Raw genomic sequence first — 18,514 nt, 5'->3', positions numbered from 1 at the left:
CATAGTCATGCTAAAATAGAGAGAACCTTATCCATTGATTGGAGGCTTTTTTATTGGGCGTAGTATTAACAAGAGATGTTATGGAGAAATTTAAGTTAGAGTTAATAGCTGGTGAGGAAGGAATAGGAAGAACGATTGTGACAAGCGATATTTCAAGGCCAGGACTTGAAATGGCAGGGTATTTTACACATTATCCAGCAAATCGTGTACAATTATTGGGTAAAACGGAGCTGTCCTTTTTTGAAATGTTACCAGCCAATAGTAAGCTTGAGCGTATGCGTTTACTTTGTTCACAGGATACGCCAGCAATTATTATTTCAAGGGATTTAGAAGTACCTGAGGAGCTTATTCAGGCCTCCAACGAAGAGCATGTTCCCGTCTTTAAAACACATATGACAACAACCAAATTTTCGAGTAGATTGACAAACTATTTAGAGGGACGCTTAGCTCCAATGACAGCAGCACATGGTGTGCTTGTCGATGTTTATGGGATTGGTGTACTTATAATTGGCAAAAGCGGTGTGGGGAAAAGTGAAACAGCGCTTGAGCTTGTGAAAAAGGGGCATCGTTTAGTAGCGGATGATTGTGTGGAAATTCGCCAGGAATCTGAAAATTTATTAATCGGCAGCCCCCCGCCCTTATTAGAGCACTTACTCGAAATACGAGGCATTGGCATTATTGATATTATGACATTATTTGGTGCAAGTGCCGTGCGTCCCTATAAACGAATCACACTCATAATTGAGCTGGAAATTTGGGATCCAGAAAAAGTATATGATCGCTTAGGCTTAGAAGAAGAGAAGATGAAAATTATTGATACTGAATTAACGAAATTGACAATTCCGGTAAGACCAGGACGCAATGTCTCCGTTATTATTGAAGTGGCTGCGATGAATTATCGTTTAAAGAAAATGGGCGTAAATGCGGCAGAGGAATTTTCAAGGCGTTTAGATGAAGTTATTTCATCGAATGATGTGTTAGACGATTAAAGCCTTGTATTGTCAAGATATAATGGGAAGGAGTAGACGATGGATTTATTACTATTACAGATTAACCCCGTTGCCTTTCATTTAGGGCCTATTCCAGTACGCTGGTATGGATTGCTTATTGTCTCGGGGATTATTTTAGCGTATGTTGTTGGACAAAGAGAGGCTGTTAAGCGAGGGTTACCAGAAGATTTCCTTGCCGATTTATTATTATGGGCAGTACCTATCTCCATCATTTGTGCGCGTATTTACTATGTATCAATGCGTTGGGATTATTATAGTGAAAATCCTGGGAAAATCATTGAGATATGGAATGGCGGTATTGCGATTCATGGCGCACTGATCGGGGCATTTGTCACAGCCTACATATTTACTCGCATAAAAAATGTGAGCTTTTTACGGGTAGCAGATATTGCAGCTCCAAGTATTTTAATCGGACAAATTATAGGACGATGGGGCAACTTTATGAACCAAGAGGCTTATGGAGGGGCTGTATCTAAAGAATTTTTAGAAAATCTTATGTTACCTGATTGGATTATCAATCAAATGTATATAGAGGAATTAGGCACTTATGTGCATCCTACATTTTTATATGAATCTGTATGGAACCTAATTGGGCTGATCATCTTATTAGTATTACGTAAGGTAAATTTACATCGTGGGGAAATATTCTTCGGCTATTTAATTTGGTATTCAATTGGCCGCTTTTATATAGAAGGGTTGCGTACAGATAGTTTATATCTAGTTGGAGATTTACGCTCAGCTCAGGTTGTATCCATTATTGGTATTGTAGTTGGTCTAGGTGCCATTATTTATCGTAGAATAAAGGTGAAACCAGCCATGAAATACTTAGATAATAAATAAGGGGTTGTAAAAAATGGCTGTAAAAGCACTATTATTTGATTTTGATGGGACTTTATTGAATACCAATGATTTAATCATTCAAACATTTATGCATGTATTAGATGAACGATTTCCCGGGCAATATTCGCCAAAAGATTGCTTGAAATTCATTGGTCCATCATTGAAACAGACATTTAATGACATTGCACCAGGGGAAGAAGAAGCTTTGATAGCAAAGTATCGAGCTTGGAATATTGAGCATCATGATGAACTAGTTAGCCAATATCCTGACGTTGTGTCAACACTAGAGCGATTAAAAGCTCAAGGTATGCGATTGGCTATTGTGTCGACGAAACGTAATGAGACCATCGATCGTGGACTTGCTATTCTTGGAGCAACGCATCTATTTGATGTGCGTATTGGTACAGATGATGTGAACAATGTGAAGCCCGATCCAGAGCCTGTACTGCTTGCGTTAGAACGCTTAGGTATCAACAAGGAAGATGCCATTATGATTGGTGATAATTCGCACGATATTGAAGCTGGGCATCGTGCTGGTGTAAGAGCAGCTGGTGTCGCTTGGGCAATTAAAGGAGAGGCTTACTTACAGCAATTTAAACCTGAATATATGCTACAGCATATGTCAGACTTATTAGATATTGTGAAAGAGGGGTAAGGTTAGATGGCACGTAAAACAGAACGCTATCGTGTCGAAGGAGCCAATTCGCTTTGGCATATTTACGACACGGTGTCCTTTTGGAAGGTGATGAAGTGTTTCATTATCATTCAAGTTGGCCGCTTCACACCATTTTTACGTGTGAAAAACTGGCTTTATCGTACGTTTTTAAAAATGACAATAGGTGAGCAAACTTCATTAGCTCTAATGGTTATGCCAGATACGATGTTTCCAGAGCGTATTTTTATTGGCAAAAATACGGTAATTGGCTTCAATACGACTATTTTAGCCCATGAATATTTAATAGAGGAATATCGCTTAGGTGATGTTCATATTGGTAATAAAGTAATGATTGGTGCGAATTCAACGATTTTACCAGGAGTGACAATTGGCGATGGAGCCATTGTTTCAGCTGCCACTCTTGTACATAAGGATGTGCCTGCTGGCTGCTTAGCAGGCGGAAATCCAATGCGAATTATTTACACTGCTGAACAAATGGCAGAGCGTAAGCGCAATGAAGTTGTCAAATGGTGCACCCCTAAAAACTAATAAAAAGCTACCTCAACATAGAGTAAATCTCTAGGATTGAGGTAGCTTTTACTATTTATCCTGTAAAAACAAAGGTGAGTGAAACGTCCAATCAGTGGGAGATGTGCGAAAATCCCTACTGTATTGAAGATTCATCTTATAATCGATGTTGAGAAATGATTTTATGCATGGACTGCATCATATTCAGGTTTAAATTCACAATTATCATGATCACCTAAGCAAGTTGATTCAACAAAAGTAGATTTAATCGCCGTGCCATCAATATCTTCTGCAGTATGAAGTGTTATTTTGTCACCTGGATAAAACTCTCCTTTACAAATACTAACGATCATTTGCTCACTAAGTTGTACGAATGGACATGCCATAATATATCCCTCCAATGTGTAATGTGTATATTTTTTATGATTAATGTTATTCTATATTAAGCTTTTAGAAATGTAAAAGAAAAAATGAAATGAGAGTAATAATCAATATAGATATTGATAGTAAAGTGTTTAGGGTGATAATGAGATTGAGAATCGTTTTAATTAAAAGAGGTTTATTAATTATATCAATATAGTTAATAATTAACTTTATTGAGAATAGCTCATTGAATTATTAGTATTTGTGCCAGGAACACTATAAGAGATAATCATTCTCATTTTTTGAAAATTTAGAATAAAGGGTGCGGATTTCTTTGTCATAAAATAGACATATTCTCATTCTCAATAAAGAATTTTGCTCTATTTTAAAAGAAATTATGGTATTCTTTGCTATAATTTTTCATTCTATAGCGTGTATAATTAACGGAATAATAAGTATTTTAAGATTTTAATTATTTATGAGAGATAACGTTGACGGTTGAAACGAAATGCGTTAGAATTCTTTCATAATCTGATTCTCTAATACTCTAGTGAACTAAAGTGAAGTGTGAGGAAGTGTCCATATGTCGTCGATAAAAATGTTTGAAAAACCACTTGGAATGCGCGATACATTTCCGCAAATATATGAAAAAGTTGAAGCAGTCAGACAGACAGGCAGAGATTTTTTATATAGAAGGGGTTATGAATTTATTAAAACACCTGCTGTTGAGTATTTCGATACAGTCGGGAAGGCTTCAGCGATTGCTGATGCTCATTTATTTAAGCTGGTGGACAGTCAGGGAAATACACTAGTGCTACGTCCTGATATGACAACGCCAATTGCTCGTGTAGCGACATCCAAATTATTAAAAGAAAGAATACCACTACGACTTGCTTATTTTGCCAGTGTTTTTCGAGCGCAAGAAACAGAAGGTGGGCGTCCAGCAGAATTTGAGCAAATGGGGATTGAGCTAATTGGAGATCAATCTGTCTTTGCCGATGCAGAAGTGATTGTGACAGCAATGGAGCTATTAAAGCATTTCCACTTGGAAAAATTTAAAGTAACAATTGGTCATGCAGGCATTCTTAATTGCATTTTACAGGATTACACAGAAAGTGTGGAGCAACAAAACATATTAAGAACATTGCTTGTTCAACGAAATTATGTAGGGTTTGAAGAAGCTATTGAGTCATTCGATTTACCAAAAGCAAAATCTGACGCCCTGCTACAATTTATTGAAGAAGCTATGCATGTAAAGGAAATCCGAGATATCGAAAAATATGTGCGTAAAAATGACGCATTAGAATATATGCAGCAGCTTGCTCAACTACTTGAAGTGGCGGACTTAGCTGATTATGTAGCCTTTGATTTTACACTTTCAAGTCATATGAGCTATTACACAGGTATGCTATTTGAAATTTTTGCCTCAGGCAGTGGTTTCCCATTAGGTAACGGGGGTCGTTATGATGGCTTACTAGAGGTATTTGGCTCAAAAGTAGGTGCTACAGGATTTAGTATTCGAGTGGATCGTTTATTAGAAACGCTCAATGACCAGTCTGACAAGCGTCCAGAAGCAACAGTTGTGCTCTTTGAGGAAGTACAATTTGAAGCGGCTTTAGCAAAGGCTAAGGCACTACGAGCAGTAGGAAAGCTCACTACTTTACAGTTGCGGAGTAGCTTGGTTAATGAGGCAGCCTTTTTAACAAACTTTACAGAAGTAGTTGTTGTTGGACAGGAGGAAGTTGGCAGTGAATGAGTTAACGATTGCGATGCCTAAAGGGCGAATTTTTGAAGAAGCCTACCAGATGCTATTAGAGGCAGGCTTTAATTTACCAGAAGAAGTAGAAATGTCACGTAAATTAATGATTGAAATACCGAAGGAAAAAATTCGTTTTATTTTAGCAAAGCCAATGGATGTGCCTGTCTATGTAGAACATGGTGTTGCCGATATCGGTATTGCTGGCAAAGATGTTTTGCTAGAGCAACAGCGAGAGGTGCATGAATTACTGGATTTAAAAATTAGTACATGCTATATCGCCTCAGCAGGGCTACCAAATACAGTGATGAATGAAATTGCCCCGAGAATTGCGACAAAATATCCAAATATAGCGATGAAATACTATAAGGGTATTGGCGAGCAGGTTGAAATTATTGAGCTAAACGGGTCAATTGAGTTAGCGCCGATGATTGGCTTGGCAGATCGAATCGTTGATATTGTATCTACAGGACGAACATTAAAGGAAAATGGTTTAGTAGAATATGAATTTATTGCAGCGGTATCTTCACGATTAATCGCCAATCCAGTTAGTTATCGTATGAAGGGTGACCGTATTATTGATCTTGTGAAGCGACTAAAGAAATGTGTTAATGAAGAAAAGTAATCATATCTAGTAGATCAAGTGACTAAAGGGGTTTATCTATATGAAAATAACAAAGCTAGCACAAGGCATATCGTTAAAACGATCGCTTGAGGGAGGCAATGAAGACCAATTAGCGGTAGTACGGCAAGTATTAGCCGATGTGAAGTCACAAGGGGATGCAGCGTTGCGTGCCTACACTGAAAAATGGGATGGTTATGCTCCAAAGCATTTACGCGTGACACAGGAGGAAATTCAGGAGGCGATTAATGCTTTCGATGACCAGCTCTATCAAGATTTAACAGAGGCAGCAAATAATATTCGCCTTTATCATGAGCAGCAGCAACGTTCAGGCTATCGTGTAGAACTGGGAGATGGCTCGTGGCTTGGGCAACGCATAACAGCGCTCGATGCGGTAGGTTTATATGTGCCAGGTGGAACAGCCGCCTACCCTTCATCTGTGTTAATGAATGTCATTCCAGCGCAGGTTGCAGGTGTATCACGAATCGTTATAGCATCCCCAGCAGGTCGCGATGGGAAGTTACCAGCAGGTGTTCTAGCAGCGGCACATATCTTAGGCATTGATGAAATTTATAAGGTTGGTGGCGCACAAGCAATTGCTGCTCTTGCCTATGGTACAGAAACAATCGCACCTGTTGATAAAATTACAGGTCCGGGCAATATTTTTGTAGCATTGGCAAAACGTGAGGTTTTTGGTGAGGTTGCTATTGATATGATTGCGGGTCCAAGTGAAATTGCTATTTTGGCTGATGATACAGCATATCCTGATGAAATTGCAGCAGACCTTTTATCACAAGCTGAGCATGATCCATTGTCCTGTGCTGTACTTGTGACGACCTCTGAGCAATTGGCTACTAAGGTAGCAGAGCAGGTGGAGCAACAATTGATGACTTTACCACGACGAGAGGTAGCTCAGGCTTCTATCGAAAATTTTGGAGCCATTTATATAGCTGAAACATTAACAGAAGCCGTTGCAGCTATTAATTCACTAGCGCCAGAGCATTTAGAAATTATTACGGAAAATGCGGAGCAGGTGGCACAACAAATTCGACATGCTGGTGGTATTTTTATTGGCCGCTATAGCTCTGAGCCTGTTGGTGATTATTTTGCAGGCACAAATCATGTATTACCAACGAATAGCACAGCTCGCTTTGCCAGTGGTTTAAATGTCGATGATTTTGTAAAAAAATCAAGTATTGTTTATTACAGTGAAGAAACTTGGGCAAACAATGCACCAAAAATAGCACGTCTAGCAAGGATGGAAGGCTTGGAAGGTCATGCACGTGCAGTTGAATCACGTGGATGGGAAAAGGAGTAGCACAATGACAGAAAAAAAACGATATGCAAAAATAGAGCGTACAACGAATGAAACACAAATTTCAGTGGCAATTGATTTAGATGGTGAAGGCAAGGCTGAGATTCAAACAGGAGTAGGTTTTATGGATCATATGCTTGATTTATTTATCAAGCATGGTCTATTTAATGGCACAATACAGGCGAATGGCGATACTTATATTGACGACCATCATACAACAGAGGATATTGGGATTGTGCTAGGGCAGGCGATTCGTGAAGCACTCGGCGATAAAAAGGGCATTAAACGCTATGGAACAGCATTTGTGCCGATGGATGATGCACTGGCTCAGGTGGTTGTAGATTGCTCAAATCGTCCACATTTAGAATATCGTGTACCAGAGCTAAAGGAAAAGGTAGGCACTTTTGATACGGAATTAGTGCATGAGTTTTTATGGAAATTTGCCCTAGAGGCACGTATGAATGTTCATGTGATTGTACCTTATGGACATAATACACACCATATTATTGAAGCTATTTTTAAAGCGTTGGCGCGTGCCATTGATGATGCGGTGGCAATTGATCCTCGTGTTAAAGGAGTACCGTCAACGAAGGGGCTGCTAACATGAAAATAGGTGTGATTGATTATGGTATGGGCAATTTATTTAGTGTAGAGCAGGCATTAAAGCGTCTAGGCTGTGAGGTTATTATCACAGCTGATGAAAGCGTGCTGGATACAACAGATGCTCTTTTATTGCCGGGGGTAGGTGCATTTCCCGATGCTCGAAAGCGTTTAGCAGAAACAAAATTAGATCAGTATTTACAAAAAGCACAGCGTGAAAATCGACCTTTACTGGGGATTTGCCTAGGGATGCAATTATTGTTTGAGGAAAGTGATGAAGTAACGCCAACAAAGGGATTAGGCTTTTTTAAGGGGCGTATACAACAGTTTAGTGGTATGAACGAGAAAGGACAAACCTATCGCGTGCCACATATGGGCTGGAATGAGCTGGTAATTTCGAACCGTCCTGCATGGCTACAGCAGGAAGCCCCAGCTAAGCATGTCTATTTTGTTCATTCCTTTTATGCAACAGATATTGAGGAGGCAGAGCTTGTTGCCTATGCTGACTATTATGATATGAAAGTGCCAGGTATTGTTGCGAATGGTGCTGTGACAGGTATGCAATTTCATCCTGAAAAATCGGGTGAGTTAGGTGTTTATTTATTAGAACAATGGCTGAAAGGTGTGAGGGCATGCTAACAAAACGTATTATTCCATGTCTCGATGTGAAGGAAGGACGCGTTGTGAAAGGAATACAATTTGTCTCTATACGTGATGCAGGTGATCCCGTAGAGCTTGCGAAGTTCTATGATGAGCAAGGGGCAGATGAGCTTGTATTTTTAGATATATCTGCCTCTCATGAAGGTCGAGAAACAATGATTGATGTTGTGCGTCAAACAGCGGCTACGCTTGCTATTCCCTTTACGGTGGGTGGCGGTATTCGCACATTGGAGGATATGAAACGTATTTTACGTGCAGGAGCGGATAAAGTTTCAGTCAATACCTCTGCCTTAGAGCGACCAGCTCTTATTCGAGAGGGGTCTGACTTTTTTGGTGCACAATGCATTGTTGTAGCAATTGATGCCCGCTATAGCGAAGAGGATGGCACATGGATGGTTTATACACATGGTGGGCGTAATAAAACAACTTGGTCAGCTATTGAGTGGGCAAAGGAAGCTGTACGCCTGGGAGCTGGTGAAATTTTATTAACAAGTATGAATCAGGATGGCGAAAAATCTGGCTTTGATTTGGCATTGACGAAGGCGGTAAGAGAGGCTGTCACAGTACCAGTTATTGCTAGTGGAGGAGCTGGACATGCCGAGCATTTTTACGAAGTATTAGCAGAGGATGTGGATGCAGATGCAGCACTTGCAGCGTCTATTTTCCATTACAAAGAAACGAGCGTAGCGCAAGTAAAACAATACTTGCGTGAAAAAGGAGTGGCAGTAAGATGATAGAAACGATTCAATTTGACGAAAAAGGGCTTGTGACAGCAGTCGTGCAGGATGCTAATACAAAAGAAGTACTGACAGTGGCTTATATGAATAAGGAGTCGCTTGCTAAAACAATTGAATCAGGAGAAACTTGGTTTTTTTCTCGTTCCCGACAAGAGCTTTGGCATAAGGGAGCAACAAGCGGTCATACACAGAAAGTTGTGTCGATTAAAGCCGACTGTGATAAGGATGCGTTAGTGGTGGAAGTGTTACCTGCTGGTCCAGCTTGCCATAATGGGACAACATCTTGCTTTACAGAGATTGTGCAGCAAAATGATAAGGTTGGCTCTGTAGAAATGATCGCGAAGCTTGTGGAGGTTATTGAGAAGCGCGAGCAGGAAATGCCTGAAGGAGCTTATACTACATATTTATTTGATAAAGGTATCGATAAAATCTGTAAAAAAGTTGGTGAGGAAGCAACAGAGGTTGTCATCGGTGCTAAAAATCGTGATGCAGAAGAAGTTAAATGGGAGGCAGCCGATTTAATTTATCACCTTCTCGTATTATTACAAGAGCAAAAAGTAAGTATTTACGATGTCCTGTATGTGTTGGAAAAACGTCACGAAGAGAAATAGCAGCATATTATAATTGTATGGTATAATAAGAAATACTGTGTAAAGGAACGTGAAACGCGTTCCTTATTTCTTGTTTCGGAGGAAATATATTGGAAAAGAAACGTCAAAATGAGAAGCAATCGAATATAGTGTCGTTTATTCCAACAGGCGACTATTATTATAAGAAGTCAATTCAGGCAATGAATAGTGGACAAATGAATAAGGCATATAAATATTTACAACGTGCGATAGATTTAAGCCCTGATGATCCAATGATTATTTTACAGCTAGCCATAATCGAATTAGAAGGTCAACGTTTTGAAGAAGCGTATGATCTGCTTCGTCGTGCCTATCAGCTCGATCCAGAGAATCCAGAAATCATTTTTTATATGGCAGAAGTATCGGGCTGTGTAGGGATTATGCAGGATGCTAAAAATTTTGCAGAACGCTATTTACAGTTAGAGCCAGAGGGTGCTTACGCAGATGAGGCAGCAGAAATATTAGAGTTTGTCGCTTTTGAGCAGGATGATTTTGAGGAGCTTGAAGGATCTGGTGAGGATTTATATCGACAGGAGCAGGCTCGTCGTTGTATGGAAAAGGGAGATTTCCCGGAAGCTATTCAGATTTTAGAAGAGTTAATTGAGGATCGACCAGCGTTTTGGTCAGCGTATAATAACCTAGCGCTCGCATACTTTTATGTGGGAGAGGAAGAGCAAGCAAAGGTCCTCTTACATACAGTACTACGTGAAAATAAGGGAAACTTACATGCACTTTGTAATTTAACAGTCATTGCCTATTATGAAAAAAATGAAGAGGATCTACAGGAGCTTTTAAATATTCTTGTTAAAATTCAGCCCTATACATGGGAGCATCGTTATAAACTAGGTGCTACATTAGCATTAATTGGACAATATGAACTAGCTTTTAAATGGTTGCGTAGCATGCAAAAGCGAGGCTATGTAGGGGATGCGGGATTTTATTTCTGGCTATCACATGCAGCTTATTTCTCAGGGCATAAGGAAATTTCCAAAAGTGCGTGGGGGCAACTTCTGGAGCTAGACCCAGAGAAAGAGGGATTTGAACCTTGGCGTCAACAGGAAAACGAATTTGCATTGGATGCATTGGAGCATAACCGCGATTTTATTGTTGAAATGTTAGAAAGTAACTATACAAGTGAACGTATTTTTGGCTTGTTTTTACTAAAGGATACCGCACATAAGCAAGAGATTATTGCACATCCTAAATGGATAAATACAGAGCAATTAGGTGCATTTGAAAAGCTATTTTTAGCCTATGCACTTGGTCATGAATTTGATATGAAAAACAAAATAGAAGCAAGCTTTTTACGTGCTGTTCATGTGCCAGAAATTTTATTGGCGCAGTATGGCAAGCTATCATCACTGATTGTACCAATGTTTCAAATGTGGTTTGTGCTATGTGAGCAAGCTTTAGAACAAAATTATCGTTTTACAAATCCCGCAGCTATTGCAGGAGCAAATGATTACTTATTCAAATCATCACAGATGCTAAAGGTGACAAAGAAGGAAATCGCGCAGCAATATGGAATAGCAGTATCCACGTTAACAAAGTATATTGATGAAATTTTAATGTTCTTACCAAACGGTCAGGATGAGCAGGTGTGAGCAACTTAGTTGAATAACTTTAGACTTTCACATACGATGAACCTACAAACGTTTAATAACTGCATGAAGATCCAAAAGTATTTTGTTTAGGGGGAAGTATTGATGTCAGAAGAAAAAATTTATGATGTTATTATTATTGGGGCAGGACCTGCGGGGATGACGGCCGCTGTCTATACATCACGTGCGAATTTGTCAACATTAATGATTGAACGAGGGATTCCTGGTGGGCAAATGGCCAATACAGAAGAAGTTGAAAATTATCCAGGTTTCGATACAATTTTAGGTCCTGAGCTTTCGACAAAAATGTTTGAGCATGCAAAGAAATTTGGGGCAGAATATGCCTATGGTGATGTAACGGAAATCATCGACGGCGAAGAATATAAAACAATCAAATCAGGTGCAAAAGAATATAAAACACGTGCCATTATTATTACAACGGGTGCAGAGTATAAAAAAATGGGTGTGCCGGGTGAAAAAGAGCTTGGCGGTCGTGGTGTTAGCTATTGTGCCGTATGTGATGGTGCGTTCTTTAAACAAAAAAATCTTGTTGTTGTAGGTGGCGGTGATTCCGCTGTAGAAGAAGGCGTTTACTTAACACGCTTTGCTGATAAAGTCACAATTGTTCACCGTCGCGATAAATTACGTGCACAAAAAATTCTACAAGATCGTGCCTTTGCAAATGAGAAAATTGATTTTATTTGGAATGCAACAGTCAAAGAAATTAATGAAGCTGAGGGAAAAGTTGGCAGTGTCACATTGCAATCGACAATCGATGGCAGTGAATCCGAATTTGCTACAGATGGTGTCTTTGTCTATATTGGTATGTTGCCATTAACAAAACCATTTGAGTCTTTAGGGATTTTAAATGAAACGGGTTATATTGTAACTAATGATAATATGGAAACAGAAATTCCAGGTATCTTTGCTGCTGGAGATGTGCGTGAAAAGACCTTGCGTCAAATTGTAACAGCAACAGGGGATGGCAGTATTGCTGCACAGGCTGCACAACATTATATTGAAGCGCTATTTGAGAAAATTAATGCTTAAAGGGGCTGCTCTTGAGAGAACAGCATCAGTTTTAATATGGTTTTAATATTACTGTAACTTGAATGACATATAAAAGGTGTATCATAAGAATTGTAATTAGCAATCCCCCTTTTATTTTGTTTTAGTAGGTTGTTTCCGCCTTAAGTAGGTGAGAGCAGCCTACTTTTTTTGTTAACTGTGCATAAATTGCTAGCTACTAAAATCACTTCATTTTTTTGATCACGGCAAGCGATCATCAGGTCTATCTACGAAAAGTTGTAAATGAGGACAAATCTTGTGTGGTCTTGTTATAATGAAGAGTAGAATGCAAAAGTGATTAGAGGTGTGCCTATGCAAAGAATTGCAAACTTAATTGCCGTAAAAGACGGTAAAGTATTATTACTTCAGAAACCAAGACGAGGCTGGTATGTCGCACCAGGCGGAAAAATGGAGAGCGGTGAATCCATCTATGAGGCAGCTGTCCGGGAGTTTCAAGAGGAGACCGATGTCACACCATTAAATGTACATTTAAAGGGTGTTTATACGATGGTGATTAAAGAAAATAATGATGTAGTGGACGAATGGATGCTTTACACATTTATTGCGAAAGATGTGGAAGGAATACCCCCTGTAGAAACACGAGAAGGTAAGCTTGCATGGCACCCCGTAGAGGATTTAGCGCATTTACCCATGGCAGAAGGAGATCGAACGAATTTACAATTTGCCGTTTCAGAATCGGGTATTCAGTATGGAACGTTTGACTATACAACAAATTTTGAATTGCTTCATCAGAAAATACAAATAACAAAAGAACAATAAAGGAGTTGCATAGCAGTGGTGGTTGAAGGCCAACAAAGTACACATGAATTGGTTATTATTACAGGGATGTCTGGAGCTGGGAAAACTGTAGCGATTCAAAGCTTTGAGGATTTAGGGTATTACTGTATTGATAATTTACCACCAGCGTTACTCACAACTTTTTTGACCTTGCTAAGGGATTCGGGAAAAAATAGCACACGTATTGCGGCTGTAATGGATATGCGCGGAGGGGATTTTTTTGATTCTCTTATTGGTGCATTAGACCATATACTAAAAGAAGGCGATATTATGGCTCGCATTTTATTTTTAGATGCAGATGACGCAACCTTAGTTAGACGCTATAAAGAGACAAGACGTGCCCATCCATTAGCGGTCGATGGTTTACCATTAGATGGCATTCAGCAAGAGCGTGCCCTTCTAGCTGAAATAAAGGGCCGTGCGAATTCTGTTTATAATACATCCAAAATGAAACCAAAGGAATTACGTGAAAAAATTGTTAAAGAATTTGCTAGTGAGGCAGATACTATTTTTTCTGTTAATGTAATGTCCTTTGGATTTAAGCATGGTATGCCGATTGATGCTGATTTAGTATTTGATGTTCGTTTTCTTAAAAACCCTTATTATGTGGAAGAATTGCGTTCCAAAACGGGCCTCCAAACAGAGGTATCCTCTTATGTATTGGCATTAGATGATACACAAACACTGATACAAAAATTAACCGACTTATTCGATTTTATTATTCCACTGTATCGGCAAGAAGGAAAATCTCAGCTTGTTATTGCTTTTGGTTGTACCGGGGGACAGCATCGCTCAGTGACATTAGCAGAATTCTTCGGGGCATATTTAGCTAACAAAGAAAATACGGTTATCACACATCGTGATATTCATCGTAGAAAGGATTGAGTGCATGGGAAAAAGGCAGACAAGGCTTGTAGTGATAGGGGGCGGCACAGGCCTTTCTACACTGCTTCGCGGTCTAAAGCACCACCCATTTGATATTACTGCTATTGTGACGGTTGCAGATAATGGAGGGTCTTCAGGACGCTTACGGGATGACTACGACATTCCACCACCTGGTGATGTTCGCAATGTGATTGCCGCATTATCAGATGTTGAACCACTTGTAGAGCAAATGTTTCAATATCGTTTTTCAGCATCGGAGGATTTACGTGGTCATTCATTAGGAAATCTAATGTTAACAGCATTGACGGATATTACAGGAGATTTTAACCATGCGATCAGCGAGATGGGGAAGGTGTTAAAAGTTCATGGCCGCGTTATACCAGCTGCAAATAAAAAAATAAATTTACATGCAGTGCTCGAGGATGGCTCCATTATTGAAGGGGAATCTAAAATTCCAACAGCAACAAAACGCATTGATCGTGTTTTTTTAGTACCTGAAAATGTGCAACCGCTACCAGAGGCAATTCGAGCAATTCAACGTGCAGATTATATTTTAATTGGCCCTGGCAGTCTATACACAAGTATTATTCCAAATCTACTTGTAAAGGAGATTGGGCAAGCGATTGTCAAAGCAAAAGGCAGAAAAATATATGTTTGCAATTTAATGACACAAAAAGGTGAAACGATTTCTTATACAGCAGGTGATCATGTGAAGGCGATTTACAAGCATGTCGGTGATGCCTTTATTGATTCCATTTTAGTAAATAATGAAGAACTCCCTTATCCTGTAAAAGAATTGTATAAAGAGGAAAGAGCCGAGCCCGTGACATTTGATGTTGCGAAGCTTGAAAGTATGGGATTAGAGGTTATTAAACGTGATATTGCCACAATACGATCAGATGGTACAGTTCGACATAATGCTACGAATGTTGCAGAATGGCTGGTGGATTATGCAGATATTTACAAACATAAAGTAAAAGACCAGTGCTAGAATTATACTGTATATATTGTATATGGTAAGAAGAACATATACATAGAAATTAGGATTGAAAGGAGGGGTGTGAAATGTCTTTTGCTTCTGAAACAAAAAAGGAATTAACTCAAGTGGAAGCGGACAATCATTGTATGAAAGCAGAGGTATCTGCTCTAATTCGTATGAATGGTTCATTATCTTTTGCGAATAAACAACTAAGCTTAGACGTGCAAACTGAAAACGCTGCAATTGCGAGAAGACTATATACGATTATGAAAAAGCTATATCCGTACAATGTAGAGTTACTGGTTCGTAAGAAAATGCGACTGAAAAAAAATAATGTATATATTTGCCGTGTAAGAGAAGGTGCACGTGAACTGTTAATTGATTTAGCAATCATCTCAGACGACTTTCAATTTAATCACACTATCTCCAAAAAGCTTATTAAAAAAAGTGGGCAAAAAAGAGCTTATTTAAGAGGCGCATTTTTAGCAGGGGGCTCTGTTAATAATCCAGAAACCTCGGCTTATCATTTAGAAATCTATTCTTTATATAAAGAACATGGCGAGGCATTAATGGATTTGATGAATGAATTTGATCTGAATGCCAAAACCATTGAACGCAAAAAAGGCTTTGTTACTTATTTAAAAGAAGCAGAAAAAATTTCAGATTTTCTGAATATTGTGGGTGCACATCAAGCCATGATGAAATTTGAGGATGTTCGTATATTGCGAGATATGCGGAATAGTGTGAATCGTATTGTGAACTGCGAAACAGCCAATTTGAACAAAACCATTGGTGCAGCCTTGCGTCAAGTAGAGAATATTCGATTTATTGAAAATGCAATTGGCCTCGATCAGCTACCAGAAAAGCTACGAGAAATAGCACGTCTTCGTGTAGAATATCAAGATGTTACATTAAAAGAGCTTGGTGAAATGGTATCAAGTGGGACCGTTAGTAAATCAGGTGTTAATCATCGCTTAAGAAAAATTGATGAGATTGCGGATGCTTTACGACGCGGTGAAAAAATAGGTGGTTAGGCTTTTATACTTTTTAGGTATGAATGTCATGCGTAATCGCTTATTGTTCTTTTGTTAGGAAGTAAGGTAAGATAAAACTAATAGATGAGCGGTAGTGAAAGGGAGTTTTGAGAATGGTTGAAAGAAAAGTCCAAGTCAAATTAAAATTAGGACTGCAAGCAAGGCAGGCAGCGCTATTTGTACAGGAAGCAAACCGCTTTAGTGCTGATATTTTCTTAGAAAAAGGTGGAAAGAAGGTAAATGCGAAATCTATTATGGGTATTATGAGTTTAGCCATTGCCAAAGGGACAGAAATAACATTGAGCAGTGAGGGTAACGATGCTGAGCAAGCGGTTACAGCATTAGCCAAGATTATTGAAAATGAAGTTTAATCATTGTTAATTGAACATAAAAGGCATCACAGAGCTGTTCTGCGATGCCTTTTCTGCTTATTTATTGTTACTATGCATAATATGGTCGATTAAACCGTATTCTTTTGCACGTTCAGCCGTCATAAAGTTATCGCGGTCTGTGTCGCGTGCAATGATCTCAAGTGGTTGCCCAGTACGTTCAGATAGAATGCCATTTAACTTTTCACGTAAGAATAGAATACGTTTTGCAGCAATTTCAATCTCTGTTGCTTGCCCTTGTGCACCGCCTAGTGGTTGGTGAATCATCACTTCAGCATTTGGCAATGCAAAGCGTTTACCAGGCTCACCAGCCGCAAGTAGGAAAGCACCCATTGATGCAGCCATACCAATACAAATTGTTTGTACCTGTGGTTTAATTAGTTGCATTGTGTCATAGATAGCCATACCAGCCGTAATGGACCCACCTGGAGAATTAATATAAAGAGAGATATCTTTATCTGGATCTTCTGCTTGTAGGAAAAGAAGTTGTGCAACAATCGAGTTTGCAACATTGTCGTCAATAGCACTTCCTAAAAGGATAATGCGGTCTTTAAGTAGTCGTGAATAAATGTCATATGCACGTTCACCACGGCTTGTTTGTTCAATAACTGTAGGAATTAAATTCATGTTAAATCCTCCTTAAAAAACTAAATTCGAATACCCTTGCTGAAAAATGCCATTGTTATTTCAGCTGTATCCTTATCATACACATTATAGTCAGGGAAGGTCAAATATTAACCCTGCTAAAGTGAAATTAATTCAAGAAAAAAAATAAAATTGTTTTTGCATTCTATGGTTGAATTATAGGCGAGACGTTTGTATAATGATTAAGGTCATAAGTTTAAAGTACGTTACACTATTTTGCAGGTATGCTTCAAAAATGAGGGTTATCTACATCATGCTTTTCGCAAGCCTAGAGTGAGTACTTTTTTTTGTGTTTAATTGCCCTCGTGGTGTAATGGATAACACGTAAGATTCCGGTTCTTGCACTGGGGGTTCGATTCCCTCCGAGGGCGCCATTTTACTGATTATTGATAGACTGTTATAGCTCAATCTCCTAATAAGTAGTTTAGCAGCCTGCTTAGTGGAGATAGAGAGGAAAAATATCGGGAATATTGCTCTAGTTGGCATTATTCCCCTATTTCTTCCTTTCAAACCTTCAAGAAAGCAACAACTCCAAATTATTTTTTAGTGAACATACTGTACGTGAAGACTAGTGATAGTCAAAAAAAGAATCCTATCTGAGGGGATTCTTTTTTTTGCCATAAATTCGCAAAGTTGAATGAAAATATTTTCATAAAAACAGTCCATGGCGATGAGAGGTCGCCATGGACTGTTTTTTAATGAAGTGGATTGGATGTTGTTTCGTGTGCATTGAGCATGATTTGCATATCCTGTTGAGAATATTGAGGAACCTGATAATAACCATGTTTATTTTGATAAATCGATAGTTCATAGCCCATTTCGATACAGTTAGGAATGCTATCAGCCACAACACGGCGTACAACAGGGTTTGTTGTTTCCAAAGCAGCCGTAGTCATACATTTTGCCGCTCCTTTTTGCGCGCCCAACAAGAAGCCAGAAATCATTTCATCATTGATTTCATTCGCATTTTGCATTGGCTTTTTCGGTTGACCAGGCGTCATGCCATATTTAAAATTATTTCCTGTCTCCATTTGGTAGCGCCCTGTAGGAACAGCTGGGTCATGACCTGTTTTAAAAGATTCAACAATTGTGTTATACATGCCTAATGTAAAATTGTATTGGCGATCTAAAATGCTTAATAATTCAGGGTCCTTTATATGCGGACGTAAAATAATGGCTTGGTTCATACCAGCCGTAATCTCACCAATTGTTTCGTGCATATCCATCATTTCGTGACCACCATGATTTAGGCTTTGCTGTTGATTAAAATTGTTTTGATTGGATGATTCGTTATAAAACGATTGTGACAAAAGAAACGCCTCCTCAATGTTATTTTGTTGCAGTATTTAGTATGTCAGCTTAAGTCCATTTCATACATCATAAATGTTAATTCATTGGAT

The 18,514-nt window shown here is 38.9% G+C and carries 21 protein-coding genes and 1 tRNA gene; 19 read left to right on the top strand and 3 right to left on the bottom strand.

Annotated elements, in window-relative coordinates; all coding sequences use genetic code 11:
• Nucleotides 1–53 precede the first annotated feature (53 nt).
• Genes hprK through ADM90_RS11225 form a run of 4 tightly spaced genes read left to right on the top strand, consistent with a single transcriptional unit; the run spans nucleotide 54 to nucleotide 3,054 of the window.
• Nucleotides 54–989 (top strand): HPr(Ser) kinase/phosphatase, encoded by a 936-nt coding sequence (gene hprK, locus ADM90_RS11240; protein ID WP_053995112.1) that lies wholly within the window; start codon nucleotides 54–56, stop codon nucleotides 987–989.
• 39 nt (nucleotides 990–1,028) lie between these two features.
• Nucleotides 1,029–1,850, top strand: a complete 822-nt coding sequence (gene lgt / locus ADM90_RS11235; protein WP_053995111.1) for a prolipoprotein diacylglyceryl transferase — start codon at nucleotides 1,029–1,031, stop codon at nucleotides 1,848–1,850.
• A gap of 13 nt (nucleotides 1,851–1,863) precedes the next feature.
• Entirely contained in the window at nucleotides 1,864–2,505 is a 642-nt protein-coding gene (gene ppaX / locus ADM90_RS11230; protein ID WP_053995110.1) for a pyrophosphatase PpaX, read from the top strand.
• A 6-nt stretch (nucleotides 2,506–2,511) separates the two neighbouring features.
• Nucleotides 2,512–3,054, top strand: a complete 543-nt coding sequence (locus tag ADM90_RS11225; protein ID WP_053995109.1) for an acyltransferase — start codon at nucleotides 2,512–2,514, stop codon at nucleotides 3,052–3,054.
• Nucleotides 3,055–3,215: 161 nt separating this feature from the next.
• Here the strand turns inward: ADM90_RS11225 and ADM90_RS11220 are convergent, their stop codons facing one another.
• Entirely contained in the window at nucleotides 3,216–3,419 is a 204-nt protein-coding gene (locus ADM90_RS11220; RefSeq protein WP_053995108.1) for a hypothetical protein, read from the bottom strand.
• Between the two features lie 560 nt (nucleotides 3,420–3,979).
• On the opposite strand from ADM90_RS11220, the gene ADM90_RS11215 reads away from it, so the two are divergent.
• From ADM90_RS11215 to ADM90_RS11150, 14 genes are all read left to right on the top strand, one after another.
• On the top strand, nucleotides 3,980–5,152 hold the full coding sequence (locus tag ADM90_RS11215; RefSeq protein WP_053995107.1) for an ATP phosphoribosyltransferase regulatory subunit: 1,173 nt from the start codon (nucleotides 3,980–3,982) through the stop codon (nucleotides 5,150–5,152).
• On the top strand, nucleotides 5,145–5,777 hold the full coding sequence (gene hisG / locus ADM90_RS11210) for an ATP phosphoribosyltransferase (RefSeq protein ID WP_053995106.1): 633 nt from the start codon (nucleotides 5,145–5,147) through the stop codon (nucleotides 5,775–5,777). The genes ADM90_RS11215 and hisG overlap by 8 nt, the downstream gene beginning before the upstream one ends.
• Nucleotides 5,778–5,817: 40 nt before the next feature.
• Nucleotides 5,818–7,092, top strand: coding sequence for a histidinol dehydrogenase (gene hisD, locus ADM90_RS11205; RefSeq protein ID WP_053995105.1), 1,275 nt, complete (start codon nucleotides 5,818–5,820; stop codon nucleotides 7,090–7,092).
• A gap of 4 nt (nucleotides 7,093–7,096) precedes the next feature.
• Nucleotides 7,097–7,696: an imidazoleglycerol-phosphate dehydratase HisB gene (hisB, locus tag ADM90_RS11200; RefSeq protein ID WP_053995104.1), complete on the top strand. Its 600-nt coding sequence runs from the start codon at nucleotides 7,097–7,099 to the stop codon at nucleotides 7,694–7,696.
• Nucleotides 7,693–8,328, top strand: coding sequence for an imidazole glycerol phosphate synthase subunit HisH (gene hisH / locus ADM90_RS11195; protein ID WP_053995103.1), 636 nt, complete (start codon nucleotides 7,693–7,695; stop codon nucleotides 8,326–8,328). The genes hisB and hisH overlap by 4 nt, the downstream gene beginning before the upstream one ends.
• Nucleotides 8,322–9,083 (top strand): imidazole glycerol phosphate synthase subunit HisF, encoded by a 762-nt coding sequence (gene hisF, locus ADM90_RS11190; protein WP_053995102.1) that lies wholly within the window; start codon nucleotides 8,322–8,324, stop codon nucleotides 9,081–9,083. The genes hisH and hisF overlap by 7 nt, the downstream gene beginning before the upstream one ends.
• Nucleotides 9,080–9,697, top strand: coding sequence for a bifunctional phosphoribosyl-AMP cyclohydrolase/phosphoribosyl-ATP diphosphatase HisIE (hisIE, locus tag ADM90_RS11185; RefSeq protein ID WP_053995101.1), 618 nt, complete (start codon nucleotides 9,080–9,082; stop codon nucleotides 9,695–9,697). The genes hisF and hisIE overlap by 4 nt, the downstream gene beginning before the upstream one ends.
• Nucleotides 9,698–9,786: 89 nt before the next feature.
• Nucleotides 9,787–11,319 carry a tetratricopeptide repeat protein gene (locus tag ADM90_RS11180; protein WP_053995100.1) on the top strand — a complete coding sequence of 511 codons (1,533 nt, stop codon included), beginning with the start codon at nucleotides 9,787–9,789 and terminating at the stop codon, nucleotides 11,317–11,319.
• A 102-nt stretch (nucleotides 11,320–11,421) separates the two neighbouring features.
• On the top strand, nucleotides 11,422–12,366 hold the full coding sequence (gene trxB, locus ADM90_RS11175) for a thioredoxin-disulfide reductase (RefSeq protein WP_053995099.1): 945 nt from the start codon (nucleotides 11,422–11,424) through the stop codon (nucleotides 12,364–12,366).
• A 330-nt stretch (nucleotides 12,367–12,696) separates the two neighbouring features.
• Nucleotides 12,697–13,164 (top strand): NUDIX domain-containing protein, encoded by a 468-nt coding sequence (locus ADM90_RS11170; protein WP_053995098.1) that lies wholly within the window; start codon nucleotides 12,697–12,699, stop codon nucleotides 13,162–13,164.
• Nucleotides 13,165–13,179: 15 nt separating this feature from the next.
• Nucleotides 13,180–14,067, top strand: a complete 888-nt coding sequence (gene rapZ, locus ADM90_RS11165) for an RNase adapter RapZ (protein WP_083448525.1) — start codon at nucleotides 13,180–13,182, stop codon at nucleotides 14,065–14,067.
• A gap of 4 nt (nucleotides 14,068–14,071) precedes the next feature.
• A complete protein-coding gene (locus tag ADM90_RS11160) occupies nucleotides 14,072–15,058 on the top strand; it encodes a gluconeogenesis factor YvcK family protein (protein WP_053995097.1) in 987 nt (328 codons plus the stop codon).
• A gap of 74 nt (nucleotides 15,059–15,132) precedes the next feature.
• Nucleotides 15,133–16,080 carry a DNA-binding protein WhiA gene (gene whiA, locus ADM90_RS11155; RefSeq protein WP_053995096.1) on the top strand — a complete coding sequence of 316 codons (948 nt, stop codon included), beginning with the start codon at nucleotides 15,133–15,135 and terminating at the stop codon, nucleotides 16,078–16,080.
• A gap of 113 nt (nucleotides 16,081–16,193) precedes the next feature.
• Nucleotides 16,194–16,451, top strand: coding sequence for an HPr family phosphocarrier protein (locus ADM90_RS11150; protein WP_053995095.1), 258 nt, complete (start codon nucleotides 16,194–16,196; stop codon nucleotides 16,449–16,451).
• A gap of 57 nt (nucleotides 16,452–16,508) precedes the next feature.
• On the opposite strand, the gene clpP is transcribed toward ADM90_RS11150, so the two are convergent.
• Nucleotides 16,509–17,096 carry an ATP-dependent Clp endopeptidase proteolytic subunit ClpP gene (clpP, locus tag ADM90_RS11145; RefSeq protein ID WP_053995094.1) on the bottom strand — a complete coding sequence of 196 codons (588 nt, stop codon included), beginning with the start codon at nucleotides 17,094–17,096 and terminating at the stop codon, nucleotides 16,509–16,511.
• Nucleotides 17,097–17,413: 317 nt separating this feature from the next.
• On the opposite strand from clpP, the gene ADM90_RS11140 reads away from it, so the two are divergent.
• Nucleotides 17,414–17,488 (top strand) — tRNA-Arg (locus ADM90_RS11140).
• A gap of 321 nt (nucleotides 17,489–17,809) precedes the next feature.
• Here ADM90_RS11140 and ADM90_RS11135 read toward each other — a convergent pair.
• Nucleotides 17,810–18,424, bottom strand: a complete 615-nt coding sequence (locus ADM90_RS11135) for a spore coat protein (RefSeq protein WP_053995093.1) — start codon at nucleotides 18,422–18,424, stop codon at nucleotides 17,810–17,812.
• Nucleotides 18,425–18,514: the final 90 nt, after the last annotated feature.

Origin of the sequence: Lysinibacillus macroides (assembly GCF_001281525.1) — a bacterium.
Taxonomy (GTDB): Bacteria; Bacillota; Bacilli; order Bacillales_A; family Planococcaceae; genus Lysinibacillus; species Lysinibacillus macroides.
This window is presented reverse-complemented; position numbering and strand designations above follow the sequence as displayed.